This window comes from Lysinibacillus sp. K60 (assembly GCF_019731275.1).
Taxonomy (GTDB): domain Bacteria; phylum Bacillota; class Bacilli; order Bacillales_A; family Planococcaceae; genus Lysinibacillus; species Lysinibacillus capsici.
On record NZ_JAASJR010000016.1, the window covers coordinates 42,076 to 60,056 of the forward strand.

Here is a 17,981-nt window from a genome sequence, read left to right on the forward strand (position 1 = left end):
TCATCTCCTAGTTTTATATCTCTTCAGTTTTAGAGGTTTAAGATGCTCTGGACGCTCCAACATCTTGGCTAATGGCCCTCGAATGAATAAGTCTATCCAATCCTTTCTAAAGAAAGGGGAAACTGGTGAAAAATAGGGTTGCTTGATTGAAGACAAGCTATTAAGATGAGCTAAAATAGCAATGATTCCTAGTGCAATCCCAATTATTCCAAGTAAAGAAGAAAAAACAAGAAGCATCAATTGCATTAATGAATTTGCTTTTGTCATAAGGTAGTTGGGGATAAGAAAGGAAGCTATCGTCGAGATCCCAACCATGACAATTAATACGTTGCTAGCGAATCCAGCCTCAACAGCCGCTTGGCCAATCACAATACCACCAATAACCCCAAGTGTTTGACCTGTTTTTGTAGGCATCCTTAAACTTGCTTCTCTTATGATATCAATAAAAATTAACATGATAAACGCTTCCCAAAAAGGAGTGAAAGGAAGCTTGCTCCTTGAGTCGACCAAGACCAGAAGGGTTTGTATAGGAATCATTTGATAGTGATGAGTTGTCAATGCCACATAGAAAGGAATCAATGTGATTGACAGAACAAAACTGGCATATCGGATGATGCGCAAAAAACTGGCAACTACCCATCGATTAATATAGTCCTCGGGTGATTGGAATAAATGGAAAAAAGTAATGGGTGCAACAAGAGCAAATGGTGTATTGTCTACCAGAAGGGTGATCTTTCCTAATCCCAGAGAATAAGCAACTACATCAGGCCGGTCAGTTTGCTGAAACTGAGGAAAAATACTGTTTTGATGTTCCTCCATGAATGCCGCAATCTGAGAGGATTCAAAGAAGAGATCAAAATTAATTTCAGAAATCTTCTCTTTGACTGTTGAAACAAATTCTGGATTAGTCAGCCCCTCTATGTACATTAAAACAACACTTGTCTCACTCATAGAACCGACAGTAAACTTCTCTGCTTTCAGTTCATGTATGGGGAGTCGTCTTCGAATAAGCGTAATATTTTGTTCTACTTGTTCACTAAAGCTGTCTTTTGCTCCGAACAGGATGGTTTCTGTTTCGGAAGTTTCAATGGCACGTCCAATAGGATTTTTTAATGGCACAGCTAACCAAAGGTTTTGCGAAGAATCAAATAACAAAATGGAACCTGAAAACAACTGTTTTTTTGCCTCTATAAAATTAGGAATGTGAATAATTGAGGAATTCGTAATACAATCTTGAATAGACGGTTTGGAACATTTAGTTAAAGGTTTTATAATACTTTCATTTAATTTTTCTTGATCAATGAGAGTTCGTATGTAAACAAGATGAATTTTTCGAATAACGGAAATGTCAATTTCCACAAATTCTGCATCATCCATTTGAACGAGGCTTTTTTTCAGAGTTTCTATCGATAATTCTGATTCAGCTATTGATTCAGTAACAAGTTTACTTTCAATTTGTTTTTTTTTCCAAAACATGTACATCCCATCCCTCTTATTGAGAAAACATCGTACTTAAATATTTTATTCATACACATTATTTGCAATTTAATTTTAAAATATACATTAAACGTAGAGGAGCATAACAGGACAAAAAAGTGCATCCAAAGATACAGTTAGCTTTTGACACTTTATAAAAACCTTTAAGGTGAAGAAGGCCTTATCTATTATGGATTGCCGTTTTTCCTCTAGTTGGTACTCAACAATCGGGCGCTTTCTGGTACTGCACCCCAAAAATTAGAGTGAAAAACTAACTTTTGGGGTGATTTTTATGACTAAATATAGTGAAGAATTTAAATTGATGGTGGTTCAAGAATATTTAAGTGGCTCTATAGGATATCGAGCGATAGCGAAGAAGTATGGTATAGGTGATTCTCCATTAAGGAGATGGGTACGTGCTTATAAAGAGTTTGGACGTAACAGCTTATTAGTTAAGAAAACGAAGCAGTTTTATTCTGTTCATTTTAAAATAGATGTATTAAACTTTTTGAAACGAACAGGTGCTTCCTATCAAGATACTGCGATTCACTTTAACTTGAATGATGCAACTTTAGTTGCCAGTTGGTATCATCGGTTTTTAAAAGAAGGGATAGAGTGCCTGCAAAAAAATTCAAAGGGGCGCCCGTCTATGTCTAAGAAACAAAAGTCAACAGCGAATAACCAAGAAAAAACAATGTCACGTGAGGAGCAGCTAGAACGCGAAAATGATCTGCTTCGTTTAGAGGTGGCGTATTTAAAAAAGTTGAAGGCTTTTCGGGAGAATCAAGATGCCTTCCTCGAAAAGCACAAGCTGCCATCGCCTTCGAACTTAAACAAGAAGGATTTCGATTAAAAGATATTTTAAAACAAGTGGATATTCCAGAAGCGACGTATCATTATCATATCAAATTGATGGGGGAAAAGGATCCAGACGTAGAGTGGAAAGTCTTGATTTTAGAGACTTTTGAAAAACATGAAGGTCGATATGGCTACCGCCGAATTCATGCAGAATTAAGAGTGCAAGGACATACAATTAATCATAAAAAGGTACAACGAATCATGAAAAACCTAGGGTTAAAATGTATAAAATTCTTACGTAAATCACGCTATAGATCATACAAAGGAACAGTTGGGAAAGTCGCTAAAAACCTTTTGAATCGTAGATTCAGAACGTCATATGCCCTTCAAAAATTGGTGATTGATGTAACTGAATTTAAATGTACAGATGATGAAAAATTATATTTAAGTCCGATCATGGATTTATATAATGGTGAGATTATTGGGTTTAGTATGTCAAAACGGCCAAGCCTAGATTTTGTGTGAGATTCACTTAAACAAGCACTTCCAATTATTCTAAAGCGTGCTGAATATCGGACAACAATTCATTCCGATCAAGGATGGCACTATCAACACAATACGTGGGTGAAAACATTAAGGCAGAACAGGATTTTTCAAAGCATGTCTTGTAAAGCAACATGCGCAGACAATGCGGCCATAGAGAACTTCTTTAGCTTACTAAAAAATGGGGTAGATTAGTTACAAAACATCCTATCATTGTATCTTTATTATCCATTGCATTCCTTGCAATTCTTACAATTCCGTTCTTCCATATGAATTTGGGGCTACCATCTGATGGAACAGCTAAATCAACGGAAGGGTATGGAGAAGGCTTTAATGCACAATTAGTTGTTGCTGCAAAAGTTAGTAAAGTAACAGAGGAAACACCTCAAGTTATTGGGGAAATAGTGCAAGAAATTAGTGATTTAAAAGATATTAAATCTATATCACCACTTATACCTGGACCTTCAGGAGAAATTTTTATGATTCAAATTACACCAGAGTCCGGACCGGATGATATAGAAACAAAGGATTTGGTAAATCTTATTAGAGACAAATCTAAAGAAACAGAAAAAGAACATGATATTGAATTAATGGTAACAGGTAGCACGGCTATGAACATTGATATATCACAGCAATTGAATGATGCTTTACCATTATTTGCATCCTTGATTGTCGGTCTTGCTTATATACTTTTAGTAATGGTCTTTAGATCACTATTAGTACCGTTAAAAGCTGTTTTAGGTTTCTTGCTTTCTCTAGGAGCAACATTAGGATTTATGGTATTTGTAGTTCAAGATGGACATTTCATTAATTTCTTTGGATTCCCAGCAGAATCCCCAATATTAGCCTTTTTACCTGTTATTACAATAGGGATATTGTTTGGACTAGCTATGGACTATGAAATATTCTTAGTAAGTAAAATGAGAGAGATTTACATGCATACGGGGGATAGTCGTAAAGCTATTTTATATGGAATGAGAGATAGCGGCAGAGTAGTAACTGCTGCGGCTCTAATCATGATGGCAGTATTCTTCGGATTTATGATGAATCCAGATGCGATGATTAAATCAATCGGAATGGCACTAGCATTTGGGGTATTCTTCGATGCTTTTATAGTAAGAATGACAATAGTACCTGCTGTAATGACTCTAATGGGGAAAATAGCATGGTATATTCCGAAGTGGTTAGATAGGATTCTTCCTAATATCGATGTAGAAGGAGAGTCTATTACACATAAAGACAGAAATGAGGAATAGATCAAGGAAACTGCATTGTGCAGCTTTTTTGTTCTAATAAAAAGTATTCCTGTTATAAATGAAGAATGGAAATAGGTATTCCATTAAAGGGCGCTATTCCAGAGTAATTCTAATAGTCCAATTTCTTAATTTAAGGTTAAGAAATTGGACTATTTATATTTATTCACGATGCAAAATAGCGCTTAAAATAGGTGCAAAATAACTCCAAAAATGACACCTTGATTTTACTAGGTTGCTTTCGAGGAGTCAATACTGTTAAGTTATGACCTCTTTTTTTATAAAAAGTTCAATTTTATCATTTCCTTTTCTTAGATGCAGGCTTTACTCTCTTCTTCCTTCTTGGAATTTTCTTACTCTTAATATTTCTAGGTATTTTTCCTGTTGATAATTTTCCATTTAGATAATCTAAAAAATTCGGTGGATATGCAACAAACATAGATGTTTCAATCAAACCACCTGGACGTACTTTGAAAGGATATTTATGATAACAACAACTTTGAAATGTTCGTTGTGACCCGCATATACAAGGATAGGTTAAATAATTCAACACCTTCACTCACTTTCTACTAATTCTCTACTTAACAAATGTTACTTTCCAAATATATTATTTAAAAAATCTTCAGCATTTTCTTTTTCATTCTTTTCAATTAATATACTTAAATCATTTTGCTCGATAATTTTACTTGCTTCTCCGTAGACCTCTTGATCAAATTTACGCTGTTCTTTAATCATCTTCCTATGAACCTTCAAATAATCTAAATACATTTGATAGCGCCCAGAGTCATTCTTAAATATGATGTCATTATCTTTTTGTTTATATTTTTCACCTATTTTGATAGGCTTATTATCTTCATATAATACTCCACAAATAAAAATTGAATCTAATTTCGCATATGAGAAGTTATTCAATTTGAATAAATGTTCGCTTACTTCTTTAACAGAAATCTCATCATCAATATAAAAAGACTCATGCGTTAATATTCCATTTTCCTGCGCTCTATACACCATCATTTGTCCCCTAAAAACTAAACCTTCACTTTTTAAAATCTCTAATACATGCTCAATTTTCTTTGCATTTTCAACATAAAAATCAAAACATAAAACCATTTCATAATCTTTAACATGCTCAAAGTTTAGCTTACGTGTAATTAATTTTTCACAACGCTTCACTGCTTGTAGCTCACCAGCCTGCTCATAAGCATGCAAAGCTTGGTGAAAATTACCGAGTAATTCTAATTTTTTTCCTTCTTCTAGCCAGCGCTCTTTTGTAGATATCTCTGTATTTGCAAAGATTGTTTCAAATGTTGTATTTTCCATTTCGAAGTTTTGGAAAGAATTGGATTCTACAGATTCAATAAAATAAAGTTCATTTATCGTCCTAGAGGCAGCCACATAAACGGAATGTAGATACTGTTTCAATACATGCGACTCAATACGTTGTGCCTTTTCAAAATATGCTAATACGTTGTGACAATAAACCTTTTTATACTGAAGACCTTGGATTTCTGATATCAAGAATACACGCTTTAAACCGCTATCAATGTATTTTTGACGATCTTCATCGGTAGCGAGGACAACAATCACTTCTGCATCTGCATTGATTAAATCTATATATTTCTTTGGAATATCATTGTTAATAATTTTTTTAGGCATAACCGTTTTTCTAATAGCTATTTCACGCTGTACTTCTAAATCTATCACCTTATCTTTTAGATAATTTAAAAAGCTTACAACTTCTTCCCCTGATCTAAAATTTTTATAAATCGAATGGGTATTTCTTTTAATTTGCTGTTCTTTTAAAAGTGTATGAAGATGGTCAATTTGAAAGTTCGAATTTTGTATAGCTTGAAAAGAATCCCCTAATAACATACTATTTTCAGGATGTGCCATAATTTTTAAAAGTGCATTTAATTGCTTTGACGTTAATTCCTGCATTTCATCAAAAATAATAGAAGATATCGCATTAACAGAGCTTTGTAATACTTCATAAGCTATATCATTTAGATCAACATACTGATTTTTACTTAACCAGCTTTCATACATCGTTGCCACAAAATAAATTTGTTTTTTTCTTTGCTTTGCCATAGTCGATGGTAATTGTAAATACTGCTGTTGAGATAATAACTTTTCCTGACTCGCACCTTTAAGTACCGAGTTAATTTCTATATACACATCATTTTCGTCTAGTTCCAATGTGAAATTTTGCTTGTACCATTGCGTAAAATCTGTACGTGTTATTACTGTAAATTTTTTCTTTAAAACGCTTTCCATCAATTGCTGCCAAGACAAAAATTCAATTTGACTAGGTACACCATATTTTTTTAGATATAACTCTTTCGCAGCGTTCATTAAATATTGGGAATGCGTAACGTACACTGTCGGCACATGCAGCTCTTCATGTAATTTTAACTTTCGCAGTGCAATATTCGTCTTACCACTTCCTGCACACCCTTGAACAATACTTAAAGATTTGTTGGCTATGAGACAATTAAATTGCTCTAGGGTGAAAATATCTTCTGTTTCGAAAAGTTGTTTATCATCTAATAACAGTGAAATATATTCGTCTTCTATAACTTCTTCTTGACTAACTACACGTAACTTATTTATTAATTCTTCGTTAGCGTACTTATCGACAAGAATATCTTGATCATCATCTTCATAAGGAGATTGACTCATAACTAAATCTACAAATTGCGTTTCATTTTGCCTTTTAGCCGATTTAATTTGAGTATCATGCACTTCAAAACTTAAATATGTTAGCGTTTGATCTTCGTTAAAAGTGAATAAAATACGGTCTCCAGAATTAACACGGAACTTGTAAATATTCGTTCCTGCAATTTTTCGAATCCAAAATCCTTTAGGGACATCATGAAAAATTTTTGCATCAAGAATCGCAGTTGTAAATTGCTCTAACTTTTTATAAACCGTCTGTTGTTTCTCTATCGGTACATGCTTAAAAAAATCTTTAGCAATTCTCATATTACTGCCCCTTCATAGCTGCTTCTAAATAAGCTTGAGCTGCTTCAACACAACGTTTTTCATAGCCCGTAATCTGAGCCTGTGTCGGTTTTTTATAAGTGTATCGTTTTGTAGGATTAATAGACTGTAAATAATACTTCATAACATTCTCATCACTAGGTTCAATATTCTGCGCTAACAAACTATATCCTAGATGACGCATTGGCTCTAATTTTTTATGTCCTAATTCAAGAGCCGTTTGATATGATTTCACTGAAGCTTCATATTCTTCTAAAATGTATAAAATCTTACCTAAATTGTAGTAAGCCATACTACGCTTTGGCTCTAGTTTAATTGCCTGAATATATGTTTCCTTGGCCTTTTCATAATGACCTGTACGCTTGTACAAAATACCCAAGTCTAGTAATTCTACATATCCTTGATCATTGCTAGAATTTAAAGAGGTATTGACTCTATTTTTATTCCCCAAAAATTCCACGTACATTTGCTCCCCTGCACGAACACCGCCTAATGTAAATCCTTGATTACTATTCATACAACACTTTTTAAACTTCTTACCTGAGCCACAATGGCAAGGCGCGTTTCTTGATACCATAAATTCTATCTTCCTTTACAATTAAAATTATTTCACTCTAACACTAGTTACTATATTCTCATAAAGTAGTAAAACTAGGAATATATTAGATTTTAATTATAAAATTTACCCGCTAAATACTTCTAAATTAATACATTCATTTAACTAAATATGCATATTTAAAGGACTATTACAATCATTTACTAATGGATTTTATAAATTCCCAAAATAATATGTCCAATCGACAACTTAGTTACAAATAAGGTATTAAATATTACTTTTAAGATTTAAAATAAGTTCAACTATATCTAAAATCTATTTTTAAGTATTATATTTATGAACGATTAATCATTGAAGGACGGCTCTAATACTATGATATCTAACCATAACATCCCGAAATATTTTGTACTGACAAAGAATCTTGAATGTACATCACACAATCAATTTAGTGAGGCAATTATGAAATGCCAGTCTTTACTCACACAACAAAAACAATTTATAATTCTAGATTCTTCAAATATGTATACACAGCTCATCCCTGGCGAATTACACCGAAATAGATTTGTTCCTAATTTCGTAGATGAAGATTTCAATGAACCATTCGAAGAATTCTATCTTGTTAAATACACAATCTCAGCTTATGACTTTGATAAATATACATTTATTTGTTGCAACGATATTAATTTCAAAGAGATTTATAGCCAACCTTTAACTAATACAGAAACTTGGTTAGGTTTTTATCAAGCCTTGAGGGATAAACAATTTGAACGATTCACCCAAAAATTTGAAACCTTCCAACTTTTATTATTATCAAGTAGCAATATTGTTGAAGGCATTTTAAGTATCTTATATAGCAATAATGCCATTGAAAATGCATTATTACTTGATCAACATGCATATCCTTTACAGGCTGAAATCCAACGTTTAATTTTAAATAACGATTACATGGATCTTCGAAATAAATTACGTAATGAAGAATTAATTAAACAAAAACAACTTTATAGAAAAAAAAAGGCGCAAGAACGTCGGGCTTCTAGGTATGATAATCCCACATTAGAAGATTTAGCTTCTAATTTTGGAGATATCGAAATTGATCCTGATTCAATTTATGATAGAGATTAAAACTGTTAAGAGCTTAGCCATTCCATATAGGTATGAATAAATGAAAGCCCGAGCTATTATTTACATTGGGTATCTACAAAACAAAAATCCACTTACTTCCACCTAACAAAAGTAGAAAATTCTACTTTTGTTAGGTGGAGTCATTTAATCATCTAAAATACCTCTAGGCAGCTTCAGCTGCTCATCCGTTACGTCATAAAACACAGCAATTTTAATTAGCTTCCCGAATAGTGGCATGGATCTACCCGTTTCATAATAGCTATAAGCAACTGAAGCTATATTTAAAAAATCCACCATTTCAAGCTTCTTGAAACCATAATATTTGCGAAGCGTCTTTAAATTTTCACCAACAAACTCTGTCCCTAATTCATGGCTTCGTATCTTCATCACTCCCTTTTTAATCACCTTGCTCGCAAGGCGACACGATTTTTCTCTAAACTAATATTCCCAAATCCAATTTGAAAAGAGACGTACATATAGTACGCCTCTCTTACTTACATATAGCCTTTCTCCCTTAATGATAAAAATTGACTATCGGACACAATTACATGATCTAACACTTCCACGTCTAATAGCTTACCAGCCTCGACTAAACGTGTAGTTACATTAATATCTTCAGGGCTTGGTGAGCAGTGCCCCGATGGATGGTTATGACTGATTAAAATACTACCAGCGTTCTGTAAAAATGCTGTTTTAAACACTTCTCGTGGTGATACTATAGATGCATTTAATGAACCGATGTGGCATCGGTGAAGAGAAACAATTTCGTTTTTCACAGATAAACATGCGACTAAAAAAATTTCCCTGTCCTCATCTCCAATAAACTTCATGGCAATTTTAGCGAAATCTTCGGGACTACGTACAATATAGTTTTCAAGATTCTCAGATAAATATTTCTTTGGTAATTTACGACGCTCGGCTTTAATTTTTACAATTTCATAAATCGGCTGTAACGACTGATTGTTATTGTTTGTCATGGTATTTCCTCCTTAGATTTTTTCGATTGCTTGAGCCGCAATCACGAAGTCGGAAGGCTGAATTTTTTCCGATTTCTTGGCTATGCCATGCAGCTATTTGCAGCAATCAAAAAGCAAGGAATCGCCCTAGCGATAGCTCAAAAATTTTTGTAGCGTAAGCATGTTTAAACAAAAAATTTTGACGGTCCTTGCTTTTTGAGGTGAAACTCGGATAGCAGTGTGGTAGGCAGAATCTGCCACGCTGCTTGCCGCAAGTTGAACGCAAATGGCAAAGCCCAAGCAAATGATCTTGTTGCTTGAGCGTATGGCGAAAGAAATCGAAAAAATGCTCACAATAAAAGTGACTGCCGTGACAGTCACTTCCGATTTGTCTTTTGTATTAGATTTTGACCTTCGCCTCGTTTGGTATGGCGGCCTTGCCGTAAACGATACAGGAATCTACTCGCTGTTAGGCACTTACAGCGAGTGATTATCGGAACGTTTAATGCCAAAGCGACACGTACCCCTTCACACAAAGCGTTATTTGCTTGTGATGAAGGGGTAATGCAGGCGTTAAATTATAAGTAGTTTTTTATTAATATTTTCATTTTTTTGATTTTTATGACTTCCAACTTGAAAACATACGTTCCCTTTAGTATAGTGGGATTTAATGATTATATGGAGGTACTAAATGACAATTTCTACTACGTTAAGCCAAATAAAATCACTTGAAAAAGACATTTCATCACTGAATACTAAAATATCTAAAGAAAAAGAAAAAGAAGCTAAAGCCTTAGATAAAATTGCAAAAGCTACAAAAAAAATATCTTCAGCCAAAACTACTACCTCACTTAATTCTGCAACTAGAGAGTACCAAAATGCTCAAAAAGATTTAGAAAAATCACGGACTGAACAGGCAAAATTAGCTAAACAATTAGCGACTAAAAATTCAAGCCTTGCTAATAAACAAAAAGCTATATCAACTGCCCAAAGTAAAGAACGGGAAAAACAACAAAAAGAATTAGATACTATCCATCAACAGTTACTTTCAGAATCACAGAATAAATTAGAAGAATTTACAAAGTTCAACATTAATAAGCCTGTTACAAAAGAATATGATGTTTTCATTTCTCACGCATCTGAAGATAAAAAAGATTTTGTTGAGCCTTTAGCAGAGGCTTTAAAAAAAGCTGGCATAAATATTTGGTATGATTCATATGAAATTGGTTGGGGAAATAGCATTCGTCAGAGTATTGACAAAGGGTTAATTAACTCCCGTTTTTGCATAGTTGTCTTATCACCTGACTTCATCCAAAAATATTGGACAAACTATGAATTAAACGGCATATTTCAGAAAGCTTCTGATTCCGATGAAAATATTCTTCTCCCAATTTGGCACCGTGTAACAATGGGTGAAATAAAAAAGCATAATCTTTCTATTGCCGATACAAAGGCAATGAATACTGGAATACATGAAATTCATGAAATTGTAACTGCTTTGGTAAATTTAATAAAACTACCCAATGAAATTAAAGTACAGGAGGACATTTCATGAGCTACCGATTAAATATAGAATCCTTTTTAAACGTTATAACAGGAAAAACCTTCATTAAAAGTTGTGTCCTTTCAGAAGAACAAAAGACACTATTTATACATTTCTATAACTCTTATCTAGAATATCAATTTGATAACCCCGATACCAAAATCACAGAAGATATTTATTTGGATTATTTTGGTACATTCAATAAAATCGAAAAATGGATCGTCCTTGAACCTGCTCGAATTCTACGTGACTTTAAAGAAAGTAATTGTATAGAGATCACATTACCATTCGAAGAAAAGGTATATCATGCGACTGTCGAGCGTAATGAGTTAAATAAGTTTCTAGGATTTGATATTACTCTACTTGATCCCATTGATAAAACTTGGAATGAAAAATTTTCAGACGTCTATGGTTATGGATTAAAAAATGCAAAAAGAACAGCCTTATTTAACTATCTCACTAAATAATTAAATCATTGGAGTGCTTATGGGGAAATTGAGAGAAATTTTGTCCGATAAAGACTTTTGGAAAAATACATGGATTTTACCAAGTGCACTATTTGGTATTTCTGCTTTTTTAACAACATTTATAGAAATTGAAAATGTGCCCTTTAAAAAGATTTGGTTCTTATTAATTTTAGTATTTATTACAATACTATGGTTTCTTTATTCACTAATAAAAAATTATAGATTAAAAGAGACCAGTTTAAATATTGATGGCTCTGAAATTGAAATAAAAGAAGGAGATATTTTTAGTTATCCAAGAAATGTCTATAAAGTGATTGCTTTTAATGAATTTCTAGATACCTGCGTAGACGATAAAATTATTTCGAGTAGATCTTTAAATGGTCAATATTTGAAGAATTTCTGCTCCGATATTGAAGAATTAGACCAAAAGATAAATCAGGACCCTCGCATGCAATCCAAAATTATTGAAAGAAATGTGGAACGTCCTTTAGGTGGTAAAAACACTCGCTATCAATTAGGATCTATCTACAAAGAAATGGACTTCTTTCTCGTTGCATTTTCGAAATTTGATGATGAAAACAAAGCAGGTTTAAAGCTTCATGAATATGCTAATTGTTTAATTAACTTCTGGAATGAAGTTAATAATTTATATTCTCAACACGAAGTAGTAGTGCCTCTACTTGGTTCTGGAATTACACGGCATAAAGATTTCGATGCTACATCTCATCAATTATTAGAAGTCATGCTTTGGACTTTTAAAATTAGTAAAGTAAAATTTCGTGAACCTGCCAAAATCACGATTGTTCTCCATAAATCACATTACGAAAAGATTAACTTTTATAAATTAAAGGAGTTTGAAAAAAATGGCTTATAGAAACGGTGTTTATGCAGCCTTTGATGGTCAAGGTACTACTAATCCTACACAGTCCGATATAAAATACTATAACTTACTAAAATCTTGGGCTAGTGGAGAAAACTTCAGTTATATTGACAGTCATCAAAAAACACGTTCAGTTCGAGATTCTAGTCAAGCTGAAACATTAAAAAGGGTATTACGTGAGCGTTTAAGTAATTCCAAAGTTATGCTTTTAATTCTTTCAGAGGATTCTAATTATGATCGTGGCTTTTTAAATTATGAAATTGAACAAGCACTAGATACTTATAAACTACCATTAATCGTAGCTTATACTAATATTCCTCCTGCTATTGAACAACAATGGTCAACATTAGAAAAACGTTGGCCTAGAGCCCTAAGTGAACGTTTGAACAATTATAATAGTGACAAAACATTATCTGTTCTACACATCCCTTTCGCTAAACAAGATATCATTTCTGCACTTTCATCCATGACCATCCATAATAAAGTCTATTTAGGAAAAAAGTTAGTTTTAAAATAAATAACTACTAAATAAAAAATCGTAGCGAAAATATTAATAATTTTGATTCGCTACAATTTTATTTAATGGAATCTAATTTCATTTTTTTAGGTGAATCATTTAATAGTCCTTTTTCCAATTCAATATAGCTTTTAATTTTTCTACCCTGTATATGTTCGATTCGAGTTCTTTCCCCCTCCAACACCGCCTTAAACTGTTGCAACTCATCCTTCCCATACATATATGCCTTCACCGTCTGATTTTCAGATGCAGCTGCATGGAGAAACGAAGCTTTCGCCTCCTTCACTTCACTAAATCCAACAATCGGTGCATCCGTTTTCTTATGGTACAGCTCGATAATGGACTTAGGCATGTGTACTTCACGTAGCGCAAACTGTTCAGAAAAACTCTCGTACATCACCGCAGTTGTTGGGTGCCGATCAATCACATTCATCAGTAAAATTGTCTTTTCCTTTAGCATCACTCCGCTAATTGCCTCCCCTCGTTCGTCCATCAAATACTTCGTGTAACGGTCATACTTAGCAATTTCAAAACCATTGTAACGTGCATCAAAAACTTCAATCGCAATTTTTGGCGATTTTACATAAGAAAGGGCTGGTAAATGTTTCGTCAACTGCTCAAAGGAAACTTTGCTCTCTAATTTTGGTTCCTGAACAATTTGTTCTAATTGCTCATATAGTTGTGGGCGCAGCACAATATCTAATGTAGCTAACGTTTTTTCAAGAGTCGCCTGAATCTCAAATAATGCCTTGCGCATTAATTCCGTATCTTTTGCCCACATTGCAATATAACCTAGTGAAAAATGGCTTGTATCAAATCCTAAATACGCCATAGTCGCACAAGCAACGGCTTCTGCTTGCGCTTCTTTATGTGCACGTGTAGCTTCACGATATTCGCCACTACGCCCGTGCAGCTGAGCATGCGCAAATTCATGAATTAGCGTACTTAGTTTAGCAACAGGATTTTCTTCACTCGCATTAATAATAATTTCATTAGTTGATGGCACAAAATAACCACGTCCACTTTCTTTAATGGAATACGCCTTTTCTGCAATCTGTAATGGCTTAAACTGATTCAAATAGCTTTTAATATTCGTATATAAGCTTTCGGCATCTTCATCCGTTTGAAATCGCTCGTTAACGAAATCCCTCGTCACCTTCAATGGTTCTCCTGCCGTTTGTGCAATATCAAACACCGTTACCCATTTATACCGAACTAAGACGTTCTCCATCTTCAGCTCGCCGTTTTCATAAACGGGTTGCTTTGTTTTCGGGTCGAGTACTGGCTGCTGTTCAAAAATAGGGGCGCGAATTTGAATCCCCTTCTGCCCTTTTTGCACATAACGCTCATGCTTTTTCCATGCTTGAAAGCCAGCAACATAAGTAGCTTTCGGATTTTGCATAAAAATGAGGATTTGGTTATCTACCGAATACTGGCGCATACTTGCCATGAAAGTTAAATACCGCTTAAATTCAGCTTGGTTTGCAAATTGCGTAAGCTGTTCTTCGAGCTTTGTCGTAAGCTCTTTTGTTCGTTCCTCATATAAAGGCATTACGCCTCACCTCGCTTTTGATATAAAGGTACATAACGCTGTTCGTTTTCAAAGGACACTTCTAAATACGCAACAATGTCGTATGAAAGTAAATCTGGCACTTCTACAATCGTCAGTAAATCACGCTTATCACGGTAAATCGGCTTATCGCTAAACTCAACTTCTTCACGTCGATACATTTTTCTAACCCCCTTCTTCTTTTCAAAAGTAGAAATTTCTACTTTTGAAATGTATATATTTATACTTTTGTTATTTATACTTTTACCAAGTGTATTTTATTTACTAAGCTTTATCACTGCACCTTCCACTCGCTTACCGTCCTCATCTAGTTCATACAAAGTGATGTTTTCTTTATCTTCTTGCTCAATCTCATACTGGTAAGCAAGCTGTTTCTCACCGTTTTTAGTTGTATAAAGATTTAAAATCTCATCTTCAACCGACCATTCAAATGAATTATTGAACACACCCATTTCAACTAACACAGTATCATTGTCATTAAAGGTAACTATGCCTCCACCACCTGAAGATTCGGTGCCAGTCCATTCACCAAGTAAATCACTTTGACTATCCCCACACCCTGCTAATAAAAACGTTAATAATAAAATAGGCAACACACGCATCCACTTCATCATCTTAGCCTCCTATCTATTTTAAAAGTCGCATCATCGAAATACGAGTTGCTGACTTACCAAGAGAAATCCCACCTTTTGCACCTCCACTTGAATACCACATAGAGCGAAGTACACTAGGCCCACGAATAATTAACACACCACAACCTATAATTAACATGAAATCATACCAACTATTAAAATTAGCGAGTAACTGGACAATGGCTGCCATGAGTAGCACTTGCGTAACGATACTAACAATCTGGCTTAAAAATTCACGCCACCATACTTCACTAAAATCATAGTTTTCAGTCGCAATAGTAATCGCTGCAAAGACGCTAAAAATCTCTAAAATGATAAGGTCCACATGATACACGCAAATTTTGAACGTGAACACGATAAACACAACGACTAAAAATAGTAACAGTAACGTAATTGCCATCGTGCCCGATCCAAACACATCTACAACCATGGAAGATTCAATTGAATTCGTAATAATGTCTGAGGAGCTGCCAGCAATTTCAACAAACATATATTCCATTAACGGGTACAAAATTTCTTTCACAACAAAATACAAAATGACCGGTAATAAAAACACCATGACACTTGCCTTTAATGCACTAACGATAATTTCAGCAATATTACTTTCATTATTGGTCGCTTCATTTAGCATGGCGTTCAATATTCTAAACAGCACAATCGCCACAAGTAACACACCGCCAAAAACAGCAAAAATGCGATACACATCTAAAAACAAGCCACTGAGGGCTTCATGGTTAAAGAGTACCTCTGCTAAAAACTTAAAGACAGCTGTTAGTAAATCATTTAACCATTCATCAATCATATTCATAACTTTCTCTTTTATATCAAACAACTGGGAGCCCTCCTTTTAACGAAGCTCTATGCACAGCTATTGTTTTTCTAAATCAATTTCTCCCTGTAATTCCTCCATTGCACTTTCAAATGTGACCTCCTGCTCCACGACTTCAAAGCCGAAAAATTCCTTCTCCAACTGTTCCTGCTCGGTTTGTTTGGCAACTGCCTTTTTCGCAATATCTTCTTCAAATGCTTGCTGGGCGAGCGTTAGCTTTTGTAGTTGCTCTGCTGACGGCTTTGCATGATAGCCAAACTGACTGACCTCGTATTTTTCCGTCACACCAGGGAACAATTGAAACTGAAAGGCTTTCTTTACTTGAATGGGTGGCTTATGCTGAAATAAAATGATGCCCATATTAGCCGGCATTTGCATAATTTCACCTGCTGTCATTAAATCACGTGCAGCAAAGCTCTCATTTTCGCTCATGCTACTTGTCCGATTCTCCTTACCATATTGTTTCGATTCAGATTCCGTATCTACTTTAACAGTCGTTTTATCAAGTAGATCTTTAAAATAAGTAGCTGTTGTACGATTGGCAGCGTTCAAGCATAATTTAATCCCACAGTTCCCTAAAATGGACTCCGCCTTTTTATCACCGTAACGATCTTGAAGCTGCGAAATTGTTTGAATAATCGTAGCGACACTAATGCCGTAACCACGACACGTTGCTAAAAATTCCTCGTAATTATCAAATTTCCCGAGATTGACAAACTCATCTAAAATAAAGTTCACATTCCGTGGCAATTTCGCATGGTGTAGTGCTGCTAGCTCGTACAGTTCATTAAATAACTGACTAAAGAACAAGTTCACTAAGCTCTGCCACGACTGGTCCATCAATGGAATAATCACATACAGCATCATTTTCTTCTGTCCGATATCCATCAAATGAAAATCACTGAAGCTCGTAAATTCAGCCACTTCGCTATCAATATAATCAGAAATGGTCGTAAGGAGCGACACAATAATACTGCCCTGCATTTCCTGCTTCGCTTTTTTATAACCAAGTTCGTAAGCTCGTCTTGCTGGATGCTTAAAATCAAGCTGTAAAAACTGCTTGTCGAGGTCACTATCCCCGTGACCATCCTCGGTATCAAATGTTTGTAAAAACTCTAATAATCCACGCATATTACGGTGCTTCGGCTCTAACTCATGGATGGCGTATAAAATGAGTGCTTTCAGAAGTGCACGCTGCGAGTAGTACCATACATCTCGCTTACCGTCCTTATTTGCACTATCAACCATCTTCGTCGCAACCGTGGTCGCCTGCGTTTCCTTTCGTACATAATCAAGCGGATTATGTCGATCGCTCGCCTGCATGTTCATAAAATTAATGACATGTACTTCGTAGCCTTGTGCCTCTTTAATCGCTGCCGTTTTCTCGTACACCTCAGCCTTGGGATCTGTTATAACAATGCTATTTTCGGTTTCATATAACACATTCGTGATGACAAAGGACTGCGTTTTATAGCTCCCGGGACCACCAACAACCATAATATTTCGGTTCGGCTTTGATTCATTTGGCTGAATTAACACTTTTTTATTGTAAATACCTAAAATGGTGCCGTTCATTTTATCAGATCCTTTTCACTTATAAAACAAGAGCTTAGTATGGTAAAATTTAGATAAATATATTTTAAGGAGCCAACGTGCTTGGGTGCCTTAGCAGCTGTCTATTTACTTTCTTTAGGTATAACTGTGGTTTCTACATTAAAAATGAATCAGGTGGTGGTTAACATGAAAAATATCTTTAGCTTTACTACGCTAGCAACAATCAGCAATCAGTTAACATCCCTACTTGGCTCAGCCTTAGTAACAGTTGCTTTGGCTCCTTAA

At 34.7% G+C, this 17,981-nt stretch carries 20 protein-coding genes; 10 read left to right on the forward strand and 10 right to left on the reverse strand.

The window, feature by feature from the left end; genetic code table 11:
• The gene (locus HCH28_RS22925; protein WP_255601740.1) at positions 1-1,476 is read right to left on the reverse strand and encodes a spore germination protein; all 1,476 of its coding nucleotides are present in this window, start codon (positions 1,474-1,476) and stop codon (positions 1-3) included.
• Between the two features lie 292 nt (positions 1,477-1,768).
• Here HCH28_RS22925 and HCH28_RS22930 point away from each other — a divergent pair, with 292 nt between their 5' ends.
• The 3 genes from HCH28_RS22930 (at position 1,769) to HCH28_RS22940 (ending at position 4,073) form a co-directional block, all read left to right on the forward strand.
• A complete protein-coding gene (locus HCH28_RS22930; RefSeq protein ID WP_221683255.1) occupies positions 1,769-2,329 on the forward strand; it encodes a helix-turn-helix domain-containing protein in 561 nt (186 codons plus the stop codon).
• Between the two features lie 17 nt (positions 2,330-2,346).
• Positions 2,347-2,799, forward strand: a complete 453-nt coding sequence (locus HCH28_RS22935) for an IS3 family transposase (protein WP_221683256.1) — start codon at positions 2,347-2,349, stop codon at positions 2,797-2,799.
• Between the two features lie 287 nt (positions 2,800-3,086).
• Positions 3,087-4,073, forward strand: coding sequence for an MMPL family transporter (locus HCH28_RS22940; RefSeq protein ID WP_255601741.1), 987 nt, complete (start codon positions 3,087-3,089; stop codon positions 4,071-4,073).
• Positions 4,074-4,661: 588 nt separating this feature from the next.
• Here HCH28_RS22940 and HCH28_RS22945 read toward each other — a convergent pair.
• On the reverse strand, positions 4,662-7,052 hold the full coding sequence (locus HCH28_RS22945) for a UvrD-helicase domain-containing protein (RefSeq protein ID WP_221683257.1): 2,391 nt from the start codon (positions 7,050-7,052) through the stop codon (positions 4,662-4,664).
• A gap of 1 nt (position 7,053) precedes the next feature.
• Positions 7,054-7,647 carry a tetratricopeptide repeat protein gene (locus HCH28_RS25235; protein WP_255601742.1) on the reverse strand — a complete coding sequence of 198 codons (594 nt, stop codon included), beginning with the start codon at positions 7,645-7,647 and terminating at the stop codon, positions 7,054-7,056.
• Between the two features lie 438 nt (positions 7,648-8,085).
• Between HCH28_RS25235 and HCH28_RS22955 the strand changes: the two genes are divergently transcribed.
• Positions 8,086-8,748, forward strand: coding sequence for a hypothetical protein (locus tag HCH28_RS22955; protein WP_221683258.1), 663 nt, complete (start codon positions 8,086-8,088; stop codon positions 8,746-8,748).
• Between the two features lie 144 nt (positions 8,749-8,892).
• Here HCH28_RS22955 and HCH28_RS22960 read toward each other — a convergent pair whose 3' ends face one another.
• Both HCH28_RS22960 and HCH28_RS22965 read right to left on the reverse strand, forming a co-directional pair.
• Positions 8,893-9,138: a helix-turn-helix domain-containing protein gene (locus tag HCH28_RS22960; RefSeq protein WP_221683259.1), complete on the reverse strand. Its 246-nt coding sequence runs from the start codon at positions 9,136-9,138 to the stop codon at positions 8,893-8,895.
• Positions 9,139-9,242: 104 nt separating this feature from the next.
• Positions 9,243-9,725 (reverse strand): JAB domain-containing protein, encoded by a 483-nt coding sequence (locus HCH28_RS22965; protein ID WP_221683260.1) that lies wholly within the window; start codon positions 9,723-9,725, stop codon positions 9,243-9,245.
• A gap of 265 nt (positions 9,726-9,990) precedes the next feature.
• Here HCH28_RS22965 and HCH28_RS22970 point away from each other — a divergent pair, with 265 nt between their 5' ends.
• The 5 genes from HCH28_RS22970 (at position 9,991) to HCH28_RS22990 (ending at position 13,111) form a co-directional block, all read left to right on the forward strand.
• A complete protein-coding gene (locus HCH28_RS22970; protein WP_221683261.1) occupies positions 9,991-10,194 on the forward strand; it encodes a hypothetical protein in 204 nt (67 codons plus the stop codon).
• 201 nt (positions 10,195-10,395) lie between these two features.
• Positions 10,396-11,259, forward strand: a complete 864-nt coding sequence (locus tag HCH28_RS22975) for a toll/interleukin-1 receptor domain-containing protein (RefSeq protein WP_221683262.1) — start codon at positions 10,396-10,398, stop codon at positions 11,257-11,259.
• Positions 11,256-11,714: a hypothetical protein gene (locus HCH28_RS22980; RefSeq protein WP_221683263.1), complete on the forward strand. Its 459-nt coding sequence runs from the start codon at positions 11,256-11,258 to the stop codon at positions 11,712-11,714. Before HCH28_RS22975 ends, HCH28_RS22980 begins: the two co-directional genes overlap by 4 nt.
• A gap of 19 nt (positions 11,715-11,733) precedes the next feature.
• Entirely contained in the window at positions 11,734-12,588 is an 855-nt protein-coding gene (locus HCH28_RS22985) for a macro domain-containing protein (RefSeq protein ID WP_221683264.1), read from the forward strand.
• The gene (locus HCH28_RS22990) at positions 12,578-13,111 is read left to right on the forward strand and encodes a TIR domain-containing protein (RefSeq protein WP_221683265.1); all 534 of its coding nucleotides are present in this window, start codon (positions 12,578-12,580) and stop codon (positions 13,109-13,111) included. Before HCH28_RS22985 ends, HCH28_RS22990 begins: the two co-directional genes overlap by 11 nt.
• A gap of 58 nt (positions 13,112-13,169) precedes the next feature.
• Here the strand turns inward: HCH28_RS22990 and HCH28_RS22995 are convergent, their stop codons facing one another.
• The 5 genes from HCH28_RS22995 to HCH28_RS23015 form a co-directional block, all read right to left on the reverse strand.
• On the reverse strand, positions 13,170-14,663 hold the full coding sequence (locus HCH28_RS22995) for an ArdC family protein (protein WP_221683266.1): 1,494 nt from the start codon (positions 14,661-14,663) through the stop codon (positions 13,170-13,172).
• On the reverse strand, positions 14,663-14,842 hold the full coding sequence (locus HCH28_RS23000; RefSeq protein ID WP_221683267.1) for a hypothetical protein: 180 nt from the start codon (positions 14,840-14,842) through the stop codon (positions 14,663-14,665). The genes HCH28_RS22995 and HCH28_RS23000 overlap by 1 nt, the downstream gene beginning before the upstream one ends.
• 96 nt (positions 14,843-14,938) lie before the next feature.
• A complete protein-coding gene (locus tag HCH28_RS23005) occupies positions 14,939-15,295 on the reverse strand; it encodes a hypothetical protein (RefSeq protein WP_221683268.1) in 357 nt (118 codons plus the stop codon).
• 13 nt (positions 15,296-15,308) lie between these two features.
• Positions 15,309-16,145 carry a conjugal transfer protein TrbL family protein gene (locus tag HCH28_RS23010; protein ID WP_221683269.1) on the reverse strand — a complete coding sequence of 279 codons (837 nt, stop codon included), beginning with the start codon at positions 16,143-16,145 and terminating at the stop codon, positions 15,309-15,311.
• 36 nt (positions 16,146-16,181) lie between these two features.
• Positions 16,182-17,717, reverse strand: a complete 1,536-nt coding sequence (locus HCH28_RS23015; protein ID WP_221683270.1) for a VirD4-like conjugal transfer protein, CD1115 family — start codon at positions 17,715-17,717, stop codon at positions 16,182-16,184.
• A gap of 81 nt (positions 17,718-17,798) precedes the next feature.
• Between HCH28_RS23015 and HCH28_RS23020 the strand changes: the two genes are divergently transcribed.
• Positions 17,799-17,981, forward strand: coding sequence for a hypothetical protein (locus HCH28_RS23020; RefSeq protein WP_221683271.1), 183 nt, complete (start codon positions 17,799-17,801; stop codon positions 17,979-17,981).